Raw genomic sequence first — 23,003 nt, forward strand, 5'->3', positions numbered from 1 at the left:
TAGAGAAGTGGGGAAAGCAGAATATGGAGACTTTGCTGCTATGGCTATTTTACATCTCAACGCTTTATGCGTTTATACCTGGATTGATTACCCGGATTTTCGGCTTTCGTGTATTTAAGCATGGAACCGCAGCGGATAAATTTGCACTTACCTTTGACGATGGTCCTGACCCGAAATATACGCCGCAATTACTGGATTTGCTCAAACGTCATGATGCCAAGGCGACCTTCTTTGTCGTTGGCTCCAATGCTGAGAAACATCCTGAGCTCCTTAGACGCATTCATGATGAGGGACATTTGATCGGCTCACATAACTATGTACATAAAACCAACTGGCTTATGGGACCGGCAGAGGTGAAGAAGCAGATTCAGAAGACCAATGCGATTATTCGCAAGGTTACTGGCATCGATTCCCACTATTATCGCCCACCATGGGGAATCGTTAATCTGTTCGACTTCGCCAACCGCAATAATACACAAATTGTGTTATGGTCGGCGATGTTTGGCGACTGGCGGCAGAGGGTTGGTGCCGATCGTCTGTTCAAACGTATGGTGAAGAAGCTACGGGGCGGAGAGGTATTCCTGCTCCATGATTGTGGTTCGACCCTTGGAGCTAATGGCGGGGCTCCCGGAGAAATGCTAACGGCCTTGGAACGGTTATTGAAGGTAGCGGATGACCGCGGCCTGCAAAGCATACGTATTGACGATATGATTCAGGACGGGGAGACTGCCCGGCGGACATTCAAGGAGCCTGCGGCTGCGGCTTCCAAACGGAAGGGGGCTGCTAAAATCTCTTGGTTCAAGCGAATGGTTGTATCCTTATGGCTGTTGTGGGAGAAGCTGTTCCATGTTCTATTTCAAATCAAAACACCCAATCAGCAGGAGCCGCTGTTACATTTCCGAATTCGTCCCTATCACGGGCAGACCATACCATTAAACGAAGGAAAATTGTTGGAAAATGGAGATCAGGTCATGGAGCTTCACTTCGATAATCAGAAGCTGTTTGACTTCGGAATGCGTTCGAGAACGTCGGTCCAACTGGCTATTCAAATGATTCGAGGCGTGGAGAAGAGCTTGCCGAAGCTGGCTGAATATATCCTGGAGCACCCTGAGTTAAAGGATGTTAAGGCTCTATATGGCGTTAGCATGATTAATCGGGGGACAGAGAAGTTTGGTTTTATTGTCACGGATTTGCCAAAGGGCTGGTTCGCCTGGTCTTCTCAGATCTATCTGAAATTATTAATGAGCGTGATTCATCCCGCAGGAACTTCAAGGGTAAAAGCTTCCCTGGAGCTTGTACCCAAAATGATCGTAATGCCGATAGACCATTTGTTGGGTACCTTCACGGAGGATGGTTCCCATCGTCAGCACACGGTGAAGAAGGAACCTGTCAAGCAGGAGCTGCCCACGGCAGCGGCAGAGAGCAAGCCGGAGCCCGAACAGCATGAGGAGGAAGCTTTATTAGGTGCAGCAGCCACGGTACCTACTCGTCCGTAGTTGCTTTACATGTAATATCAAATAAGAAGCCGTTCCTATGAAGGAACGGCTTCTTTAAGTTGTTTATTTAAACCTATATCGTTGGTCAGATTCTCATTACGCCGCCGGAGCTGGCATTTGTAACAAGTTTGGAGTAACGGGCCAGATAACCGGTTTTAACCTTCGGCTCAAAGCCCTTCCAATTTGCTTTACGGCTGTTGAATTCTTCTTCGCTGACATGCAATTCAATTTTACGGTTGTTGAGATCCAATTCAATGATATCGCCATCCTCGACGAAGGCAATCGGGCCGCCTTCTGCGGCTTCCGGAGAGATATGCCCGATACTGATACCGCGGGAGGCTCCAGAGAAGCGTCCATCAGTAATCAAGCCCACCTTGGCGCCGAGTCCCATCCCAACGATCTGCGAGGTTGGAGCCAGCATTTCTGGCATACCCGGGCCTCCCTTAGGACCTTCATAACGAATGACCACGACACTGCCTTCCTTGACTTTCCCCGAAGCAATCCCCTCCAAGGCTTGCTCTTGCGAATCAAAGCAGATGGCAGGGCCTTTATGGTAGCCACCAACGGACTTATCAACAGCCCCTACCTTGATCACGGAACCTTCCGGAGCCAGGTTACCGAAGAGAACGGCAAGTCCGCCTCTTTCTGAGTGAGGGTTATCAATGGAATGGATTACACTGTGATCTGTAATCTCGCAACCTGCTACGTTCTCAGCAAGCGTCTTGCCAGTAACGGTCATTTGATCACCGAATACAGCGCCCGGCTTCTTCAAGAGCTCATGAATTACGGCGCTCACGCCCCCGGCGCGGTGTACGTCTTCGATGAACAGGTCTGAAGCTGGTGCTAGCTTGGCGATATGAGGCACGCGATTAGCCACTTCGTTGATCCGTTCTAATGAATATTCGATCCCGGCTTCCTGAGCCAAAGCGAGGGTATGCAGCACCGTATTGGTGGACCCGCCCATCGCCATATCCAGAGCAAACGCATTGTCGATGGATTCCTTGGTCACGATATCCCGAGGTTTCAAGTCAATCTTAATCAATTCCATCAATTGCTTAGCGGATTGACGCACGAAATCGCGGCGTTCATCAGCAACGGCTAGAATGGTACCATTACCAGGCAATGCCAGGCCCAAAGCTTCGGCCAGACAGTTCATGGAGTTGGCTGTGAACATGCCGGAACAAGAGCCGCAGGTTGGACAGCCGTACTGTTCAAGCTCAAGCAACTCGCTATCATCAATTTGTCCAGCTTGGTGTGCACCAACGCCCTCAAAGACAGAGGTAAGCGAGAGCTTGCGACCCTTGCTGTCCACGCCAGCTTTCATCGGTCCACCACTAACGAAGACTGTCGGAATATTAACGCGAAGGGCGCCCATCATCATGCCCGGTGTAATTTTGTCGCAGTTGGGAATGCAGACCATGCCGTCGAACCAGTGGGCGGAAACGACAGTTTCCAGCGAATCTGCAATGATCTCCCGGCTAGGCAAGGAGTAGCGCATGCCGATGTGTCCCATCGCAATGCCGTCATCTACCCCGATGGTGTTGAATTCGAAAGGAACACCTCCGGCTTCCCGAATGGCTTCTTTAACGATCTTACCGAACTCTTGCAGATGCACATGTCCAGGTACGATATCAATATAAGAGTTGCAGACCGCGATGAACGGTTTGCCGAAATCTTCTTCCTTTACGCCGGCTGCTCGCAGCAAACTGCGGTGAGGCGCACGATCGAAGCCTTTTTTAATCATATCTGAACGCATTTTCTTGGCTGTCATGATTCCTTCTCCCCCCAGGTATAGAGTGTATTTTGTAGCTTTACACCGCTAAAGGTTTTCTCTAAAGTCTATCACAAGTAGGTAGGTTTTTCTACAGCATATCTATGGGAGAGCCCGCATGGGGACGCGATTCTTTCTGCACAAAATAAAAAATCCCCGGATTTCCGGAGATTTAGACACTATAGTCGATTTATTATGTTTTATTGCGGGATTCCCCGCCTTTACGGCCGATTTTACGATAAAAGTCCTTATCATGTTTTTGGGAGGTTGCTTCGCCGCCTTTTTGGCCGATTTCCTGATAAAAATCCCGATCATGAGTTCGGGAAGTTGCTTCGCCGCCTTTTTGACCAATTTCTTGGTAAAATTGCTTGCCATGATTTTTGGCAGTGGCCAGTCCCCCCAAACGTCCGGCCTCTTCTCGGGTCATTTTGTTGTGATTTCGTGCCATCATATCCCTCCTTGCTCCATTTTTGGACTGCGTATGTTCTATTTACCACGTATATCCATTTTGAAACGAGCCTGGTAGCAGAAAGTTGAAATAACGTAAAAAGTCCCCCTTTGGGGGACCCAGGCTATTGCGTAATGGGCACCATGCGATTTATATTTTGCTTGCAGGCATTATTATTATTATGGGGGATTAGCATATGTTGGTTAAGATGCTCTCGGCATTACTATCCGCAATCACATTATCTGCTGTCTACACTTGGTTACAAATAGGCAAAACAGGCTATTCCATGGAATCTATGCTTTTAATGGGGAGTGTAATGCTGTTTTTTTTCTATATTGTGTTCGGGATTCCTTTAACTCTGTTGGCAGACCAATGGGTGTATAGGTGTATTAAAAAAAGAAGATACATTGCGGAGCAGTTGTTGAGAATAGGGCTGTATTTTAGTTTTGGAGTTGGTTTTGGCTTGCTTTTTTTATTATTTAGGAATCTCACGTTTACAAGCAGCTCCCTGCAACTCATGATTCAATTTGGAGTTGCAGGAGTCGTGTTTGCAATATATCAGATCTTAATAGGTTCTCTTATCCGCGCACTTTAAGTGCTACGACTTGCTTGCTGTTCCTGGTTGATTCAGCGTATGCCGTCTCGGTGCCAGCAACCAGCCCGTAGGTGGTTCGATTAATGGCGCAGTGCAACGGCGGACGAGCGGATGGGTCAGCAGTATGGTAAGAGCGGTGGTTGCAAGAATGAGCAGCAATGCTCCTGCAAGGTTATGGATATGCTCATAGATCGGAGACAGGGCGACAAAACGTACAACAAACCCATGGAGCAAAAAAACATACGACGTACGACGGCCCCATTCTGTAATTCGGCCACTTCGGACGGGAACGAAACCCAGAAAGGCCAGACCTGCCAGTAATTGCACAGGATACAATAGTAAACGGAACAAGCCGGTCATCCAGGCCGCAGAGCCTAATTCCTTATAAGTCAGGCTGCCGTATAGCCAGCCGGGTGCGATATGGAGTAGGCCCAGGCCAAGGACGAGCAGCCAGACAAGTGAAGCAGAGGCGGCAGCTATGCGGACCTTGGGCTTTTGCAAATAGGCTAGCAGCCGATCAGAGAAATGATACCCCAGTACAAAAAAGGGCAGGAATACGAAGGTTCGTGAGATGCTAAGCCATACACCATCAATCGGCAGATAGCCGACAAGAACAGCTAAAACAACAGAGAGGGCGAGCTGTCGGCCTGGTGTCCACTGGCGGGTGAGCAGCATAAAGGTCCGCCACCCCAAATGACTGGCAAGGAACCAGAGCAGCAGATAAGGGGCAAAGAAGGAACGGTGAACAGAGTCCACTTGGAACCATAACATATCCAGCATTGAATAAAGGCTTTGAAAAATCATATATTGCAAGCCGATTTGCAGCATTACCTTTCGGCCAGGAGTTCCCTTTAGGTTGTTTTTGGCGAAATAGCCAGTAACAAACACGAACAAGGGCATGTGAAAGGTGAAAATCCACTGGTACAGCGAGTACATGCTATCCATCCGCCAGATGAGGGGTTCAATGGCATTGCCAACAAAGACGCTAACGATTAGCAGGAAACGTAAATTAAGAAAAAACACCTCGCCTTGCGCATGGTTGCTTGATACCGGTATGCTCATGGTTGCTCTTTTCCTCCAGCTCTTGTTTCTTTTTTGAAAGTTTAAAAATTTAAATATTAGCTTAAGTTAAAAATACGATGTTCAGAGATTTAATTTTGTGATAATAATCACAAGTAATGAATTGGTAGCGATTTCAAATGTGACGAACCCCTGAATGTCGTAAGGCGTCATAGGCCGATGGAAATGTTATAATCAGGAAAGCAGGTTAGATGGTATGCCGACCTATGAAGGGACGAGATGAACAATGGCGATCATTCGGGTACAAGGTAAGGCGATAGAGTGTCAGGCCATTTTATTTGATAAAGATGGGACAATACTTCATTTTATGGGACTTTGGGGTAGCTGGGCGGAAACGCTGATTCGTTTGGTTCGGCAGGAACTCACGGCACTGGGATTTGCCGAGGCACTGCAGGAGGCTATCTTGCCAGGAGTACAGATGGATGAGACGGGCCGAGTTGTGGCTTACGATAAAAAAGGTCCTCTTGCTATGGGAACGGAAGACGAGGTCACTGCCTTGTTAGCTTCTTCCCTGTACGCTGCCGGACTTCCATGGAATGAGGCAATCATGGCGGTGCGAAGGCTTAATGCTTTGGCCATGGCAGAGCTTAGGGAACGGCGGGAGGCTAGGCCACTCCCGGGACTATATGAATTTGTGCAGATGTGTCGTATTGCCAAGCTGAAGTTGGGCGTTGTTACGTCCGACGGCACCGCTGAAGCCTTGGAGCATTTGACGTGGATGGGAATCCAGAATGAGTTCAATAGCATTGTGGGGCGGGATCGGGTCAAGCGAGGCAAGCCGGAGCCGGATATGGCGTTGCTGGCCTGCCGGGAGCTTGGGGTTGAACCCGGTGAAGCCATAGTCATTGGAGACAGCAATGCAGACATGCAGATGGGTCGTTATGCCGGGGTTCGCCTAACTATTGGTCTGGCGGAGGCTAATGAGGAATTAGCTACGGCTGTTTCTTATCTCAGGGATGCGGATCTTTTAATTCAAGGATACGATGAGTTGACGATTGAATAGGAAGGGAGAGAATAATATGACAGCTATAGAGCAATTAACCTCATGGGTGAAGGAGAGCTCCAAAATCGTATTTTTTGGTGGTGCAGGGGTCTCTACGGAGAGTGGTATTCCCGATTTTCGTTCCGCTGCGGGTATTTATCAGATGGAGAATGATACGCCCTATGCGCCGGAAGAGATTTTGAGCCGTCGATTTTTCGATCAACATCCCGAAGTGTTTTATGATTTCTACAAGACAAAGATGATTCATCCCGAAGCAACGCCCAATGCAGCGCATGTATTTCTGGCTGAATTGGAACGGGCAGGTAAGCTGGATGCAGTTATTACACAGAACATAGACGGATTGCATCAGTTGGCAGGAAGCCGGAAGGTGCTTGAACTCCACGGTTCGATCCATCGTAATACCTGCTTGGGCTGCGGGCGGGCTTATACCTTGGACGAGGTGATGAGGAGCGAGCATACGGTGGCTTATTGCAGTTGTGGCGGTGTGATTAAGCCGGATGTAGTGCTTTATGGAGAAAGTTTGGATGATGGGGTCATTGAGCGTACCGTGACGGCTATCGCTGGGGCAGATATGCTGTTGATTGGGGGGACTTCGCTGACGGTACAACCGGCGGCGCACCTGGTCACTTATTTCCGGGGAAAATGGACTGTATTGCTCAACGCTTCAGCCACAGCCTATGACCACCGGGCAGACCTGCTCATAACCGAACCGATTGGTGCGGTATTGGGTGAAGTTGGGAGACGTCTGGGCTTTGGCTCTGCTGACGGTTCTGCGATTGAAAGTGAATAAGTACAGCCAGCTAGGGCGCCGAATTCTCGGCACCGCTGACGGATCGGCGATATTCGCTGGGGGATTCGTGATGGAAACGGCGGAATTGCCGCGAGAAGTATAACGGATCAGTCAGACCCACAGAGGCGGCAATTTGCTCGATGGACAGTTCCGGGCGCTCGCGAAGAAGCTGTCGGGATTTATCGATTCTCAGCTTCAGCAAATACGTAACAGGTGCAAGTCCGGTAGCCCGCTTGAAGATGCGGGATAAGTACGCCCGATTGTACCCTAAGGAGGAACACATCTGCTCAATGGATACAGGATGGGCATACTGGCTGGCCATATAGTGAATCATCTGCTTGACGATGCGCTGTACACCGGCTTCGCCAGCGGGCAAAGCCGATTCCTTGACCAGCGTTTCCTGAGCTTCCCCCATAAGTTGATAGAGAAGACCCAGCGACAATAAATGAGCGCTGGTCTTTTTGCTTTGGAAGGCTCGCAGGACACGGTCCAACATAGCCGGGATCGGGCTTCCCGGACCATGACGGAACACGGGCTGCTCCGGTGCAAAGCCAGCCTGTTGGACAAGCTCTGCGGCTCTTGTCCCGGCAAAGGCGATCCAGCGGTAACGCCAGGGCTCGGTCAAATCGGACGCATAGCTGACCAACTGCTCGGGTAGAATCAGAAAGCAATCTCCCTCATGCAGATCGTAAGCAGCGGATTCGGTGCGGAAGCGCCCTTTCCCCTGCTCTACAAAGTGCAGCAGGAAATAATCGTACACCTTCGGCCCCAGCCGGTGATCCGGCAGGGTTTGGCTTTCCCCTGCGAACAACACATGCAGATTCTTGGCTTCTTCTAACTCGGGGTTGGCCGCCGCACTGTAGGTTTCTCGATTCATGCTGGTTATCTCCTTTGGTATGGTATGTTTCTTCTTCTATTCTATCTTCGAAAGTCACATTTATCTATATACAACTCGCAATCCTTCATTATCATTTTGGCATGTCTTTATTATACTGGATACATGAAGTAATGATTCCATGACGATGGGGTGTTAATTAATGAACAAACAGGAAATGGAACAATTGTTTATGTCTAAATACGAGGATAACGGCGCTGTGCTGCGCGTGTTCAATGCGCCAGGACGCGTGAACCTGATTGGAGAACATATTGATTATAACGGAGGTTACGTATTTCCGGCAGCATTGGAATTTGGCACATCGCTAGCTATTCGCAAGCGCCAGGACAATAAGGTATCCTTCGCTTCAACAAATCTTCCTTTTACCACTGAAATTGCTCTGGAGGAGCTCGGAAGATACAAGACCGGCGAATGGACTGATTATCCCATCGGGGTTGCTGTGGAGTTAAAGAATATGGGTACTCCGTTAACGAGTGGTTACGACCTGCTGTTCCACGGTGAGATTCCCAATGGATCAGGCCTGTCTTCCTCCGCATCTATCGAAGTGGTTACGGCCTTTGCCTTGTTAAGCATGGAGGGTAAGAAGACGGACAAGGTGGAGATCGCCAGGCTCTCCCAACGGGTAGAGAACCATTATGTAGGCGTGAACAGCGGCATTATGGACCAGTTCGCAGTCGCTAATGGGGCGCAGGATCATGCGATTCTTCTAATGTGTGACACATTGGAATACAAGTTGGTTCCGTTCCGCACAGGATCGTATAAGTTGGTCATTAGCAACACGAAGAAGCGGCGCGGGCTGGTCGATTCCAAGTATAATGAGCGCCGCTCGGAGTGTGATGCCGCGCTGGAAATTTTGCAGAAGCGTGAACCTGAACTGAATTACCTGGCCCATCTGAAGCCGGAGCAGCTAGAAAAGTGGAAGGGCGATTTTGATAACGAAGTATTATACAAGCGAGCCAAGCACGTGGTAGAAGAGAACGCTCGGGTATTGCAATCGGTGGAGGCGCTCAGCGGCAATGACCTGGAGGCTTTCGGTGAATTGATGAACGCGTCCCATGATTCCCTTCGGGATTTATATGAAGTAAGTTGTCTGGAACTTGATGTGATGGTCGAGGAAGCTCGCAAGATCGAAGGAACGCTTGGCGCGCGTATGACCGGCGCTGGCTTTGGAGGCTGTACGGTATCCCTGGTGCATGAGGCATCTGTAGACCGATTTGTGGCTGAGGTTGGCAAGGCTTATCAGCAGCGGACCGGACTGGAAGGCGAATTCTATGTATGTGGCGTGGGTGACGGAGTACATGAAATGAAAGGGGAGAAGTAACATGGCAATTTTGGTGACTGGTGGAGCAGGATATATCGGTTCGCATACAGTGGCAGCGCTGCTTAGTCAAGGCAAAGAGGTTGTGGTCATTGACAATTTGCAGTCCGGGCATCGTGAGGCGGTGCTGGGTGGAAAGTTCTACGAAGGTGATCTCCGTGATAAGGCGCTATTGGCCAAGTTATTCTCGGAGAATTCGATTGAAGCGGTCATTCATTTTGCGGCCAACTCACTGGTAGGCGAGAGCATGAAGGCCCCCGTGAAATATTATGATAATAACGTGTACGGTACGTTATGTTTGCTGGAAGCGATGGACCAGGCAGATGTGCGCAAAATTGTCTTCTCCTCGACAGCGGCAACCTATGGCGAGCCTGAGAAGGTGCCGATTGAAGAGAGTGACCCTACTCGTCCGACCAATGTGTATGGCGAAACGAAGCTGACGATGGAACGGATGATGGCTTGGTTCGATCAGGTACTGGGCATTAAATACGTCTCCTTGCGTTACTTCAACGCCGCTGGTGCCCATGAGGGTGGCAAAATTGGCGAGGATCATCGTCCGGAAAGCCATCTGATTCCGTTAATTATTGAAGCCGCCTTAGGTCAGCGTCCATCGATTCAGGTATTCGGTGATGACTATAGCACTCCGGATGGTACCTGCGTCCGCGATTACATTCATGTAAGCGACTTGGCTGATGCTCATTTGCGTGCAGTTGCTCATTTGCTGGAGGGCGGGGCAAGCGATATATTCAACCTCGGCAACGGGCAAGGATTTTCGGTCAAGCAAGTTATCGAGACGGTAAAAAGTGTAACAGGACGCGATTTCCCCGTCGTTATCAGTCCACGTCGCTCCGGAGATCCGGCTGTATTGATTGCTTCATCAGATAAGGCCCGGTCCGTTCTGGGCTGGCAACCTTCCCGTGACAAGCTGGAGGATATCATCCAAAGTGCATGGCAATGGCATGAGAACCATCCGAACGGCTACAACGATTAAGGAGTGAGAGAAGCGATGGGAGCAGGAGAGAACAAGGGCCAGCAAGCCCGGCATGCCATTGAACGGTTGGTCCATTATGCGCTCGAGCATGGGATGATTGATTGGTGGGATGTAGATTATTCGCGGAACCGCTTAATGGAGTTGTTTGCTTTCGACGAACCTTATGCTGGCGCAATTGCTGCGGAGGTATTGCAGGGACCACAGGAGCCACTTGAAATTTTGATTGATTACGGCCTGGAAATCGGACTGATTCCAGAGAATACGGCGACTTATCGGGACCTTCTGGATGCTAAAATTATGGGTTTGCTGATGCTGCGTCCTTCCGAGACGATTGCCGCCTTCCGCAAAACAGAAAGTGAGCAGGGCATCGAAGCCGCTACCCAAGCTTTCTACAAGCTATCGGTAGACAGCAATTATATTCGTATGGATCGAGTACAGCAAAATGTGGCCTGGAATCAGTCCACGACGTACGGAGAGATGCAAATTACGATCAATCTGTCGAAGCCCGAGAAGAATCCGAAGGAAATCGCCATGGCGAAGCTGCTGCCTCCTCCGGTTTATCCCAAATGTCAGCTTTGCCGGGAGAACGTCGGTTATGCCGGTCGGCTGAATCATCCGGCCAGACAGAACCTGAGAGTAATTCCGTTAATGTTAAACGAAGAACCCTGGTTCTTCCAGTATTCGCCGTATGTCTATTATAACGAGCATTGTATCGTGTTCCACCACGACCATGTACCGATGAAGCTGACGCGGGATACATTTAAACGTTTGTTGGATTTCACCACGGCATTTCCGCATTATTTCATTGGTTCAAATGCTGACTTGCCGATTGTGGGCGGCTCGATTTTGACGCATGACCATTTTCAAGGGGGAAGACACACCTTCCCACTGGAACAGGCGCCTGTGGAAATCTCTTATGCACACCCGGGGTTTGCCGGGGTCACCGTAGGCATTGTTCACTGGCCTATGACGGTCCTCCGTATTCATGGCATGGACCCGGCAACCGTACTGGATGCCGCGGATGACCTGTATGAGAAATGGAAGACCTATAGCGATCCGTCCGCAGGGGTGCTGGCTTTTAGCGAGGAGAACGGAGAATCGGTGCCGCATAATACAGTGACGCCTATCGTTCGGCGTAGTGCTGACGGGGGATACGAAGCGGATATCGTACTGAGGAACAACCGTACCAGCGAGGAACATCCAGAAGGAATCTTCCATCCCCATCGCGAGATGCATCATATTAAGAAAGAGAACATCGGCTTGATTGAGGTCATGGGTCTGGCTATTCTTCCCGGCCGTCTGAAGGAAGAATTGGCGGATATCGCCGATATTCTGGCAGGAAATACAGCCCTCTATGAGCAGACAATTTCCGATCCTGCCGCACCGCTCGCTGTGCATGCTGAATGGGTGAAGGAACTGGTGGCGAATGCCGCAGGAACATTGACCCGGGAAGCGGCAGAGGCCTTACTCCAGGATCAGGTTGGGCGTAAATTTGCCGAGATTCTTGAGCATGCGGGTGTGTTCAAGACAACGGATGAAGGACGGGCGGCGTTTGACCGATTTGTCGTATCCGCCGGATATCGCAAGCAATAAGCCTGAATAAGAAACAAGGCCGTCTCGGGGAGATTAAGACCTGGACGGCTTCTTTGTTTTGGGACTTAGGGCCGAAGTCGTGTTTTTGGTTTGTGATTGGCTTGCCGTTGACGGTATAATTAGAGGTGGAAGGCCTTTACGGTGATGTCAATATTATTCAAGACATACATAACAAGCGGGGAGGAATATGAGTTGGACAATTTTGTGTTTCATAATCCAACGAAGCTTATTTTTGGAAAAGGTCAATTGAAAGCCTTAAGCACCGAAGTACCTGCATATGGGCAAAAGGTGCTGCTCGTTTATGGGGGCGGCAGCATTAAACGCAGCGGTTTGTATGATCAGGTCGTGGCTATCTTGCAGGAGATTGGAGCCGTATGGACGGAACTGCCCGGCGTTGAACCGAATCCACGTCTGTCGACAGTTCATCGCGGGGTTGAGCTGTGCAAGTCTGAGGAGATTGAATTGATTCTGGCGGTTGGTGGAGGGAGCGTGCTTGATTGTGCCAAAGCCATTGCCGTGGGAGCCAAATACGAGGGTGATATGTGGGATTTTGCAGAGCATAAGGCGGTACCGCAGGATGCCCTTCCATTGGGTACGGTGCTTACGATGGCAGCCACAGGGTCAGAGATGAACGGGAACTCCGTCATTTCTAACGAAGCTACGCAGGAGAAGTTGGGCTGGGGAAGTAAGTTCGCTTATCCCGCATTTTCTATTCTAGATCCGCATTATACGGTTACGTTACCTAAGGAGCAAACGGTATATGGCATGGTTGACATTATGTCACATGTGTTCGAGCATTACTTCCATCATACGGATCATACTTCGCTGCAGGACGAATTCTCCGAAGCTTTATTGCGTACGGTCATTGAAACGGCCCCTAAACTGGTCCGGGATTTGCAGAACGAGGATCATCGGGCAACCATTCTGCTTTGCGGCACAATGGCCTTGAACGGGGTACTCGACATGGGTTATTCCGGTGACTGGGCGACTCATAACATCGAGCATGCCGTGTCTGCAGTCTATGATATTCCGCACGGCGGCGGATTGGCTATTCTATTCCCGAACTGGATGAAATACAATTTGCAGCATGATGTTGCCCGGTTTAAGCGACTGGCGGAGAAGGTGTTCCATATCGATCCCACTGGCAAAGATGACGAGACGGTTGCTCTTGAAGGTATTGCGGCGCTGCAGTCCTTCTGGTCTTCCATCGGCGCTCCAAGCCGTCTGGCCGACTATGGCATTGATGACAGCCAACTAGAAGTCATGGCTGGTAAAGCAGTCCGGTTTGGTCCCTTCGGCAATTTTGCAGTACTGGACCATGCTGATGTCCTGGAGATTTATCGCATGTCTTTGTAAAAAAACTTAGTTACCAAGCCGGTTTAAGGGGGCTTGGCCCCGTAGTCCGACTGTTTTTTTGAAACGAAAACGGCAGGAAGAACGTATGAAACAAATAGAGTGCGAGTTCAAAATACCACTTAGAGTTGCATATTTTGGGCAGAGGGGGGAGAGAGCATGGAGACGCTGTTTTGGGGCTGTTTTGTTGGAGGGGCCTTGTTCGCAGTCATTAGCGCGGTGCTGGGGGATCTGATTGGAAGCTGGCTGGACGGCCTGTTCGATTTTATGTCCGTTGATTTCCTGAAGCCGGTCATTTCGGCTTCGGCGGTTACTTCCTTTGGTGGAGCGGGCATCTTGCTAACCCGTTATACCGGACTTGGTCCGGCAGTCATCGTGATTGCGTCTATATTGATTGCAGGCTTATTATCAGTGGGAGTCTATTTCGCCTACGTTAAGCCCATGGAAAATAGCGAAAATTCTACCGGCTTCTCAAACTCTGAACTGCCCGGAAAAATGGGCGAGGTCACCGTTCCGATTCCGGCACAGGGTTATGGGGAGATCATGATACGGCTGGTCGCCGGCAATACGATTCACATTGCCTCTAGCTGGGATCGCAAAGATATTCCCGCCGGTACTTCTGTCGTCGTGGTAGATACGACGAAGGAAGGGACTGTGCAGGTGGCGGAACTGGATACTGGCTCATTGTAGCGACGAAACGAAGTATCTATCTAAGAAGAGGGAGCTGATGTGAGTTGTTTTTTGAGAACATTCCGGATTTTTTGTTTATTCCTTTGATTGTTATTGCGGTGATTCTGGTTCTAGGTCTGGCCTTCTGGGCTAGATACAAAACGGTCAGCCCGGATGAGGCGATGATCGTTACCGGTTCATTCCTGGGCAACAAAAATATTTCTGACGACCAGTCCGGTCGTAAAATCAAAATCGTACGCGGTGGCGGTGCATTTATCTGGCCGATCTTCCAGAAGGCCGAATTCATGTCATTGCTGTCTCACAAGCTTGATGTCATGACCCCTGAAGTATATACGGAGCAGGGCGTTCCGGTATCCGCGGACGGGGTTGCGATTATCAAGGTAGGGAGCTCCATTGAGGATGTTGCGACAGCAGCCGAACAATTCATGGGCAAGCCTATTGAATCGCTGAAGGGTGAGGCGCAGGAAGTACTGGAAGGTCATTTGCGTTCCATTCTGGGCTCCATGACGGTTGAGGAAGTATACCGTAACCGCGACAAATTTGCTCAAGAAGTGCAAGGTGTAGCTGCCCGCGACTTGAAGAAGATGGGTCTGCAAATTGTCTCCTTCACTATTAAGGATGTAAGAGACAAGCACGGCTATCTGGAGGCGCTGGGTAAACCAAGGATCGCTGCAGTTAAGCGGGATGCCGACATTGCCGAGGCGGAAGCGCTGCGGGATGCGCGGATTCAAAAGGCGCTTGCCGAAGAATCCGGGCAGAAGGCGGAAGTGCTGCGTGATACCAACATTGCCGAAGCCGAGAAGGATAAGGAACTGAAGGTAGCTTCCTTTAAGAAGGTTCAGGATACGGCCAAGGCGGAAGCGGACCAGGCCTACCATATCCAGGAGGCTAAAGCCAAGCAGTTGATGGTCGAGGAGCAAATGAAGGTCGAACTCGTCCGTAAGGAACGGGAAATTGATCTGCAAGAGAAAGAAATTACCGTTCGTGAGAAACAATATGATGCTGAAGTGAAGAAGAAAGCCGATGCCGATCGTTATGCGGTAGAACAAGCGGCAGAAGCCGACAAAGCCCGTAAAATGCGGGAAGCCGATGCCTTGCAATATTCGATTGAGACGCAAGCCAAGGCTTCTGCGGAACAGAAGCGTCTCGAAGGTCTGGCAATTGCTGATGCCGAACGTGCCAAAGGTACCGCCGATGCGGAAATAATCCGCTTGCGTGGTTTGGCTGAAGCCGAAGCGAAGGAGAAATTGGCTGAAGCGTTCCAAAAATTTGGCGAAGCGGCTGTACTCGATATTGTCGTCAAGATGCTGCCTGACTTGGCTCGTCAAATTGCCGAGCCGTTGTCCAGCATCGATAAGTTGACTGTAGTGGATACAGGGAAAGGTGAAGGCGCCGCACGGGTTAGCAATTATGTAACTGAACTGATGGCTACGGCACCGGATATGCTGAAGAGCGTATCGGGAATTGAACTGGATAAGCTGATCCAGGGCTTGACCAAGGGTAAGGTCGTTTCTACACCAGCTCCGCTCGCGGCTTCCGTTGAGAACAAACCGGCTGCGGTTCTTCCGCCACAACCACAGGCTGAGCAGCCTGCTCCGAAGATTGTGGAGCCTCCTTTGGACCCTCAAATATAGAAGAGCAATGAACTATCAGGGGAAGACCCTCATTTGCTCATGAAATTTCTCCGCTTGACGCTTGACAATGTCTAAGGAGAAAGGTAACTTGGCATAGAGATCACTGAATGCAAGAAATGCAGCGTCCCGCCCTGCTTGGGCGAGGACGCTTTCAAATTGCCGTGAAATCCGCTGACAGAAGCGGAGCAAATCGATTATAATGGGTGTAAGCGATTTCCGAGAATCAGACAAGAAGAGGTGCAACCGATTGTGAACAGCCTAAGCGTAGCCAAAGTGTTGAACAACAACGTCATTATTGCAAGACACCCGGAGCATGGCGAGGTCGTTGTAATCGGCAAAGGCATCGGATTCAATCGCAAGACGGGAGACTCAATCCCGCTGGAAGCGATTGAGAAACTGTTTATTCTCACGAGCCAGCAAGAACAGGAGCAATATAAGCAACTCGTGCCTCAGGTGGATGAGCAGTTAATCGAGACGATTGGCGAGATCATTATGTATATTTCGGGAAAGACGGATGTACAGCTTAATGAGCATATTCATATCGCTCTCACGGATCACTTGGCGTTCGCAATCAAGCGTGCCGAGCAGGATCTCGCCTTCCATAATCCCTTCTTGTTCGAAACAAAGGAAATCTATCCGTTAGAATTCGAGCTGGCGCAATATGCCATTGATTTGATTCATCGGAAAATGGGGGTTGATTTGGGCGAGGACGAGGTAGGGTTCGTTGCCTTGCACATCAATAGTGCCATGACCAACCGTCATATTAGCGAGGTTCGTGGACATGCTCAATTAATCGCTGATTTGGTCAAGATTATTGAAGAGGAACTCCACTTCACGATCTTGAGAGATTCCCTGGATTATTCCCGGTTGCTTACGCATTTGCGTTTTGCCATTGAACGGGTACGCCGGGGGGAACAGGTGAGCGAAGTCGATAAGTTAGCTAGCTTGCTAGAGAAGGAGTACCCGGCGCTTTATCTGCTAGCCGAGAAGCTTACCCTCATCATGGAGCAGCGTTTAAAGATGCCGGTGTATCAGGCAGAAGTTAGCTACTTGACGCTGCATTTGCACCGAGTCGCTCCGGAGAATGTTCAATAGAACTTCGCTTGCATGTGAAAAAAAGCTCTGTTATACTTTTGAATTGTAACCAACTAACTTCATAATCACAATGTGTGACTGATTCGATCAGGCATGAGTTGATTATAGTTTTTTTGATTGTATCGCGTGAATCCGGGGTAACATATCCCTAGGTAGCTTTGATACATGAGAGGGGACTCTATTAGCTCATGCTTTTTATTTTTGTATTCGTTACACATTTGGCTTTGGTTATCGCCATCCCTTACAATAAAGGGAGCGTATCATATACATCTACCTAAAATTATAAGCAGAAAGCGAGAGGATCGAATATGGAAAGAACGTTCAGAATTACCGATGAGGATGGAATTCACGCACGCCCGGCTACGGCACTGGTTAATACAGCAAATAAATTTAAGGGAGCCGAATCCTTTGCAGAGGCTAACGGCAAAAAAGTAACATTGAAATCTATTCTGGGCGTATTGTCCCTGGGCTTGGAACAAGGAGATTCGTTCAAACTGATCGTTGAAGGAGAAGAAGCTGCAGATGCACTTCAAGCGCTCACTGATGTCATGGTCAACGAAGGGTTGGGAGAAGTGAATGCTTAATATTGCCGGTATTGCCGCTTCCGCCGGCGTGGCTATTGCCAAGGCATTTAAGCTGGAGCATCCCGACTACACGGTAACTCGCCGGGAAGCTGCTGATCCGGCCGCAGAACTTGCGCGGCTGGATGATGCACTGGCAAAATCCCAGCAGGAGCTTGAGGCGATTAAAGAGCGCACGCTTCAAGAGCTTGGTGAGAAGAAAGCGGAGATTTTTGAGTCTCATTTGCTGATCTTAAACGATCCTGAACTGTTGACTCCGGTTCGTGATAAAATTGAATCGGCTAAGGCTAGTGCAGAATTTGCGCTGGATGAAACGGCATCTGAATTCATCACCATGTTCGAGAACATGAAGAGCGCTTATCTTAAAGAACGCGCCGCAGATATGCGGGACGTCACCAAGCGGGTACTAACGCACCTGCTCGGATTGACCTATGTCAATCCGGCCGATATCAGTGAAGAAGTCATCGTGATTGCCGAGGACTTGACGCCATCGGATACGGCGCAATTGAACCGTAACTATGTCAAAGGCTTCACCACGAATATCGGTGGACGCACTTCGCACTCCGCGATTATGGCTCGTTCCCTGGAAATCCCGGCTGTGGTAGGAACCAAGGACGTGCTGGAGCAAGTGAACAGCGGCGATCTTGTTATTGTGGATGGTCTGGATGGTCATGTGATTGTCAATCCTAGCGAAGAAGTGATCCGTGAATACACGGACAAACGTGACAACCATCTTCGTCAGATCGAAGAATGGAAGAAGCTTCGCGGGGTCAAGACAGAGTCCAAGGATGGCGTGCACGTGGAGCTTGCGGCTAATATCGGGACTCCTAACGATGTGACGGGCGTGCTTGAGAACGGCGGGGAGGGCGTAGGTCTATATCGGACCGAGTTCCTCTACATGGGACGTACAGAGCTGCCTTCGGAGGACATCCAGTTCAATGCCTACAAGACCGTATTGGAGAAAATGGAAGGTAAGCCTGTAGTCGTCAGAACGCTTGATATTGGTGGCGACAAGGAGTTGCCTTATCTGAACCTGCCGAAGGAGATGAATCCGTTCCTGGGCTTCCGGGCCATTCGCCTGTGCCTGGAGCAAAAGGATATCTTCCGTACTCAGCTTCGCGCGTTGTTGCGGGCCAGTGTGTATGGATCGCTGCGGATTATGTTCCCGATGATCGCTACATTGGATGAATTCCGGGCGGCCAAGGCACTGCTGTTGGAAGAGAAGGACAAATTGAAGGCCGAGGGCGTTCAGGTATCCGAAGAAATTCAACTGGGCATCATGGTAGAAATTCCTTCAACTGCCGTTCTGGCAGATCAGTTTGCGAAGGAAGTCGACTTTTTCAGTATTGGAACCAATGATCTTATTCAATATACGATGGCCGCAGACCGCATGAATGAACGTGTCTCCTATCTGTATCAGCCATACAACCCGGCGATTCTGCGTCTGGTCAGCATGGTGATTGAAGCTGCTCACAAGGAAGGCAAGTGGGCTGGCATGTGTGGTGAAATGGCAGGCGATGCTACAGCCATTCCGCTGCTGCTCGGCTTGGGTCTCGATGAATTCAGCATGAGCGCAACCTCCATTTTACCAGCACGTTCGCAAATTTCCCGGTTGTCCAGAGCAGAAATGAAGGAACTGGCAGCCAAAGCATTGCTAATGCAGACCGCTGAGCAAGTGGTCGAATTGGTTCGCAGCATCGAAGAATAACAGGGTTAGCTTTTCCAACCGTTTTGCGGGTTTCCTATAGGCCGGCGCCGTTGTGCGCCGGTTTTTTTTGCAATATGGTTTATTTTTGGTCGCTTTTGGGATAAAGTGAATTAAAATCAACTATTTGAACTAACTCTATTAGGATCACAGGAGTAACTTTATATGCAGACTAACTATACCAATATAGGCATTATCGATATCGGCTCCAACTCGATTCGGCTGGCTATATATGAAACCGCACCGCAAGGTGCTTATCGGCTAATTAATGAGAAGAAGGAATCGGCTCGTTTAAGTGAAAAGATGAACTCGGAAGGAGCCATGGAGCAGGCTGAAATCCTCTCTATTGTGCCCATTCTTCGCCAGTTTCGTGAGGTTTGCCGAGCCTATTCGTGCGAACAGGTCCGAGTTGCGGCTACGGCAGCGATCCGCAATGCGGCGAATGCCGAGGAAATCAAGACCTTGCTGGAAGCTGAGACAGGCCTGGACATTGAGATTCTCTCCGGGGAGCAGGAAGCCTATTATGGTTTCGTGGCCGTTGCAGGGGGGATGACCGACGAGGACGGCTTTATTATTGATATCGGTGGGGGGAGCACGGAGATTGTGCTGTTCCAGGGGCGGCGCATGATAAGCAGCGTATCGCTGCCGATCGGAGCCGTCAATGCCCAGGTCAGGTTCGGACCGGCTTCGGAGCCTTGGACGGCTGAACAGATCGGGCGCTTGCAGAGTGAGGTAGAGCGCTTGCTGAGCGGCTTATCCTGGATCGATGAGCATCCGGGCTTGCCGCTTATCGGCTTGGGAGGGACTATTCGTACGCTGGGCAAGCTGGATCAGCGGCGGCGGAAGTATCCACTCCGCCTGGCCCATAACTATCGGCTGGAGACGGACAGTCTTCGGTATTATGCCGAAACGCTACCCGACCTTCCGCTAGAGAAGCGTAGGCGCCTGGATGGCTTATCCAAATCGCGTGTGGATATTATTGTGCCGGGGACAATCATCCTGCACACGGTTCTCCGCCGGGTCGGGGCCATTTACTGTCAGGTCAGCGGCGCAGGCCTGCGTGAGGGGCTGCTTCAGCATACGCTGGGGCTGGAATTGCCTGCTGCGGCTGAGGTGCTGGAGCGTCAGGCCGAGACTTTGCTGACCTTTCATACGCAAGCCCCACGGGAGCACTTTCGCCAAGTCAGTCGCCATGCGGAGCAGCTTTACCATCTGCTGGCGGCAGGTGCGGAGGAGCCGCAAATCAGTCGGCTCCTGCAGACTGCTTCGCGCCTATATAAGATTGGTGGGGATATTCGTTACCATCAATACGATAAGCATACCTTATACTGGATGACTCAAGCTCCCCTTGGGGCCTTAACCCATCGGGAGGCTATATTATGCAGCTTGATTGTGGATTATCCAGCTAACCACGGCAAGAAAGTGAACTTTGGCGTATATCGGGGTCTGCTTAAGGAAAAGGACGATGAGTTAGTTGAAAGACTGGGTGCTTTGGTGGAGGTTGCTCTTGCCATGGATGCCAGCGAGACACAGTCGTTGCAAATTTGGGAGGTAGCGCTAAAGGGGGATGCCTTGCGGCTGAAATTATTAAGCCGCAGTCAAACTTACCTGGAAATCAGGCAGCTTACGACTGCGGCCAAAAGCTTCAAGCGAGCTTGGGGAATTACACTAGATTGGTCGGTTCACCCGTCTTCCATAAATTAATCTGGTGGGCGGAGAACTGGCTGCGGCAATCAGGCTGGGTATTGCGGATCGGTTCATACTTTCCGCTGGATACCAGCCTTTTTGCTTTGACATTATCAGCAAGCGATAGGTTCAGGATTTGCACCAAGGTCTCCCGGGTCTCCTCCTTGGTGACGGGACACATCAGTTCAATCCGGCGGGTCAGGTTACGGGTCATCCAGTCAGCACTCGAAATGTAAACCTCCGGTTGCCCTCCGTTCTCGAAGTAATAGATACGGGAATGCTCCAGGAAGCGGTCCACGATACTACGTACGGTAATTTGCTCGCTCAGTCCTTCAACACCCGGACGAAGACAGCAGACACCACGTACAATCAGATCAATATTAACGCCAGCCGAGGAGGCCTCATATAGCTGATCAATCATTTCCTGATTAGATAAAGAATTCATCTTGGCAATGATTCGTGCTGGCCTTCCGGCAGTGGCATGTTCAGCTTCCCGCTGGATTAACTCAAGTAGCTTGTCCTTCATGCTCGTCGGAGCTACGGTCAATGTCTTCCAGTGCCCCGCTTCCGAGTATCCCGTGATCAGGTTGAACAACTGGGAAGCATCCTCTCCGATAAGCGGGTCTGTCGTAAACAAGCCGATATCGGTATACAGGCGGGCGGTGGTATCGTTATAGTTACCAGTCCCCACATGGATGTAGCGCTTGAGGTCGCGACCTTCCTGCCGAACGACAAGCAGAATCTTCGCGTGGGTCTTCAAGCCGACCAAGCCATAGACTACGTGACAGCCGGCCTTCTCCAACTTACGCGCCCAGGCAATATTACGTTCCTCGTCAAAGCGGGCCTTCAGTTCGACGACGACGGTCACCTGCTTGCCGGATTCAGCGGCATTGGCCAGAGCCTGAATCAATGGAGAGTTACCACTGACCCGGTACAGCGTCATCTTGATGGCCATCACCGCCGGGTCCTCTGCGGCCTGGTCAATAAAATCGGTAACCGCGTCAAAGCTCTCGTAAGGGTGATACATTAGCACATCGCGTTCTTGCAACACTTCAAAGAAATCGGTGTTGTGCCCGAATTCCCGCGGATATACGGGGTCGATTTGGGGATAACGAAGCTTGGGATACCCTTTTACCGCACCAGGGAGACGGCCGAGATAGCCGAGATCCAGCGGCCCATCAATCTCAAAGATGGCTTCACCGACCTCAAATTCCTCCTCCAGCAATTCAAGGGCGTAAGGGTGAATACCCTTCTGAATTTCCATCCTGACGGGTGAGCCCCAACGCCGCTTCCGCAGTTCCTTCTCAATCTCCTCCAGCAAATCTTCGGCTCCTTCTTCATCGAAGGCCAGGTCCGCATTACGCGTAAGCCTGAATTCATGAACGGCCAGCGGTTCGTAACCGCTGAACAACGTTTGGATATGGTGACGGATCAGTTCTTCAATAAGGATGAACGCTTGTTTCTTACTGTTGGAATGATTCGGTAAGGGAATAATTCTGGACAAGTTGGACGGGATCTGCACAATGGCGAAATAGGGTGATCTCTCCTCCCCGTCCTCATCGATTTGCGGCTCATTTTCTCGCTTGAGCACAACGGCTAAATAGACAAATCCTGTATGTACCAGTGGAAAAGGGCGGCTTTGATCGACGGCCATGGGAGTGAGGACCGGAAAGACAATATCATGGTAGTAGGTCTCCATGGATTTACGCTGCGCCATATTCAAATCATCGTATTTGAGGAACATGATATTTTCCCGAACAAGCTGTCTGGATATATCCCGGAAGGTACGGTACTGTTCTGTAACCATGGCCGAAATGCGACTAATCAGACGCTTGTACAGCCCGGCCGGGGTATAACCCGTAAAGTCCTTCTTCACATATCCGGCCCGGATTTGATCCTGTATGCCGGCGACACGCACACTCATGAATTCATCCAGGTTGCTGGAGACGATGGACAGGAATTTGGCCCTTTCCAGCAAAGGGGTGCTTGCATCTCTGGCTTCCAATAGCACCCGCCGATTAAACTCTACCCAACTGAGATCGCGGTTCAAGTACCGTGGTCCTTGTTTTTTAATTTCCGTAAGCGCCATTTGTATGACCTCCGCTTTAAGTGACGATTCTGACTGAGAAACAGGCAAGTTAGCTGTCCTCCTCCTCATTTTACTATGCCGGAAAGAAGCGAATTGCATACTTTTGTAAACTCTATGTAAAAATTATAACTCTATGTAAAGTTTATTCGAGAAATTGAGAGTTTCTTGGTAGGTTGTTGCTAAAGATGGG

At 50.2% G+C, this 23,003-nt stretch carries 19 protein-coding genes; 14 read left to right on the forward strand and 5 right to left on the reverse strand.

The annotated features are described in order from the left end of the window. The first annotated feature begins 23 nt into the window (after nt 1-23). Complete coding sequence (locus AC1VOR_RS06545) at nt 24-1,496, forward strand: polysaccharide deacetylase family protein (RefSeq protein WP_482617649.1); 1,473 nt, start codon at nt 24-26, stop codon at nt 1,494-1,496. An 85-nt stretch (nt 1,497-1,581) separates the two neighbouring features. On the opposite strand, the gene ilvD is transcribed toward AC1VOR_RS06545, so the two are convergent. Together ilvD and AC1VOR_RS06555 are read right to left on the reverse strand one after the other, a co-directional pair. Further along, entirely contained in the window at nt 1,582-3,267 is a 1,686-nt protein-coding gene (gene ilvD, locus AC1VOR_RS06550) for a dihydroxy-acid dehydratase (protein WP_482616643.1), read from the reverse strand. A 193-nt stretch (nt 3,268-3,460) separates the two neighbouring features. Beyond that, entirely contained in the window at nt 3,461-3,715 is a 255-nt protein-coding gene (locus AC1VOR_RS06555) for a KGG domain-containing protein (protein WP_059051910.1), read from the reverse strand. 196 nt (nt 3,716-3,911) lie between these two features. On the opposite strand from AC1VOR_RS06555, the gene AC1VOR_RS06560 reads away from it, so the two are divergent. Further along, on the forward strand, nt 3,912-4,310 hold the full coding sequence (locus AC1VOR_RS06560) for a hypothetical protein (protein WP_482616645.1): 399 nt from the start codon (nt 3,912-3,914) through the stop codon (nt 4,308-4,310). Between the two features lie 3 nt (nt 4,311-4,313). On the opposite strand, the gene AC1VOR_RS06565 is transcribed toward AC1VOR_RS06560, so the two are convergent. After that, the gene (locus tag AC1VOR_RS06565; protein WP_482616647.1) at nt 4,314-5,372 is read right to left on the reverse strand and encodes an acyltransferase family protein; all 1,059 of its coding nucleotides are present in this window, start codon (nt 5,370-5,372) and stop codon (nt 4,314-4,316) included. Nucleotides 5,373-5,616: 244 nt separating this feature from the next. Here AC1VOR_RS06565 and AC1VOR_RS06570 point away from each other — a divergent pair, with 244 nt between their 5' ends. Both AC1VOR_RS06570 and AC1VOR_RS06575 read left to right on the forward strand, forming a co-directional pair. After that, nucleotides 5,617-6,393 carry an HAD family hydrolase gene (locus AC1VOR_RS06570; RefSeq protein ID WP_482616649.1) on the forward strand — a complete coding sequence of 259 codons (777 nt, stop codon included), beginning with the start codon at nt 5,617-5,619 and terminating at the stop codon, nt 6,391-6,393. A gap of 16 nt (nt 6,394-6,409) precedes the next feature. Continuing rightward, nucleotides 6,410-7,183 (forward strand): NAD-dependent protein deacylase, encoded by a 774-nt coding sequence (locus tag AC1VOR_RS06575; RefSeq protein ID WP_482616650.1) that lies wholly within the window; start codon nt 6,410-6,412, stop codon nt 7,181-7,183. 10 nt (nt 7,184-7,193) lie between these two features. Here the strand turns inward: AC1VOR_RS06575 and AC1VOR_RS06580 are convergent, their stop codons facing one another. Further along, nucleotides 7,194-8,060 carry an AraC family transcriptional regulator gene (locus tag AC1VOR_RS06580; protein ID WP_482616651.1) on the reverse strand — a complete coding sequence of 289 codons (867 nt, stop codon included), beginning with the start codon at nt 8,058-8,060 and terminating at the stop codon, nt 7,194-7,196. Nucleotides 8,061-8,220: 160 nt separating this feature from the next. On the opposite strand from AC1VOR_RS06580, the gene AC1VOR_RS06585 reads away from it, so the two are divergent. The 10 genes from AC1VOR_RS06585 to AC1VOR_RS06630 all read left to right on the forward strand — a co-directional run bounded on the left by AC1VOR_RS06585 (nt 8,221) and on the right by AC1VOR_RS06630 (nt 20,742). Next, the gene (locus tag AC1VOR_RS06585; RefSeq protein ID WP_482616652.1) at nt 8,221-9,399 is read left to right on the forward strand and encodes a galactokinase; all 1,179 of its coding nucleotides are present in this window, start codon (nt 8,221-8,223) and stop codon (nt 9,397-9,399) included. A gap of 1 nt (nt 9,400) precedes the next feature. Then, nucleotides 9,401-10,387 (forward strand): UDP-glucose 4-epimerase GalE, encoded by a 987-nt coding sequence (gene galE / locus AC1VOR_RS06590; RefSeq protein WP_482616654.1) that lies wholly within the window; start codon nt 9,401-9,403, stop codon nt 10,385-10,387. A 15-nt stretch (nt 10,388-10,402) separates the two neighbouring features. Continuing rightward, the gene (locus tag AC1VOR_RS06595; RefSeq protein ID WP_482616658.1) at nt 10,403-11,980 is read left to right on the forward strand and encodes a UDP-glucose--hexose-1-phosphate uridylyltransferase; all 1,578 of its coding nucleotides are present in this window, start codon (nt 10,403-10,405) and stop codon (nt 11,978-11,980) included. 192 nt (nt 11,981-12,172) lie between these two features. Next, nucleotides 12,173-13,336, forward strand: coding sequence for an iron-containing alcohol dehydrogenase (locus AC1VOR_RS06600; protein WP_482616659.1), 1,164 nt, complete (start codon nt 12,173-12,175; stop codon nt 13,334-13,336). Nucleotides 13,337-13,492: 156 nt separating this feature from the next. Next, the gene (locus AC1VOR_RS06605; protein WP_482616661.1) at nt 13,493-14,023 is read left to right on the forward strand and encodes an NfeD family membrane protein; all 531 of its coding nucleotides are present in this window, start codon (nt 13,493-13,495) and stop codon (nt 14,021-14,023) included. A gap of 59 nt (nt 14,024-14,082) precedes the next feature. Then, entirely contained in the window at nt 14,083-15,657 is a 1,575-nt protein-coding gene (locus AC1VOR_RS06610) for a flotillin family protein (RefSeq protein WP_482617650.1), read from the forward strand. Between the two features lie 249 nt (nt 15,658-15,906). Then, the gene (gene glcT, locus AC1VOR_RS06615; protein WP_482616663.1) at nt 15,907-16,752 is read left to right on the forward strand and encodes a glucose PTS transporter transcription antiterminator GlcT; all 846 of its coding nucleotides are present in this window, start codon (nt 15,907-15,909) and stop codon (nt 16,750-16,752) included. Nucleotides 16,753-17,060: 308 nt separating this feature from the next. Next, nucleotides 17,061-17,336: an HPr family phosphocarrier protein gene (locus tag AC1VOR_RS06620; protein WP_018753147.1), complete on the forward strand. Its 276-nt coding sequence runs from the start codon at nt 17,061-17,063 to the stop codon at nt 17,334-17,336. Next, nucleotides 17,329-19,041, forward strand: coding sequence for a phosphoenolpyruvate--protein phosphotransferase (ptsP, locus tag AC1VOR_RS06625; RefSeq protein WP_482616665.1), 1,713 nt, complete (start codon nt 17,329-17,331; stop codon nt 19,039-19,041). Before AC1VOR_RS06620 ends, ptsP begins: the two co-directional genes overlap by 8 nt. A 162-nt stretch (nt 19,042-19,203) precedes the next feature. Next, a complete protein-coding gene (locus tag AC1VOR_RS06630; protein WP_482616667.1) occupies nt 19,204-20,742 on the forward strand; it encodes a Ppx/GppA phosphatase family protein in 1,539 nt (512 codons plus the stop codon). Here AC1VOR_RS06630 and ppk1 read toward each other — a convergent pair. Next, nucleotides 20,702-22,813 (reverse strand): polyphosphate kinase 1, encoded by a 2,112-nt coding sequence (ppk1, locus tag AC1VOR_RS06635; protein ID WP_482616668.1) that lies wholly within the window; start codon nt 22,811-22,813, stop codon nt 20,702-20,704. The genes AC1VOR_RS06630 and ppk1 overlap by 41 nt on opposite strands. Nucleotides 22,814-23,003 lie beyond the last annotated feature (190 nt).

This window comes from Paenibacillus sp. 1SOY10 (assembly GCF_056836745.1).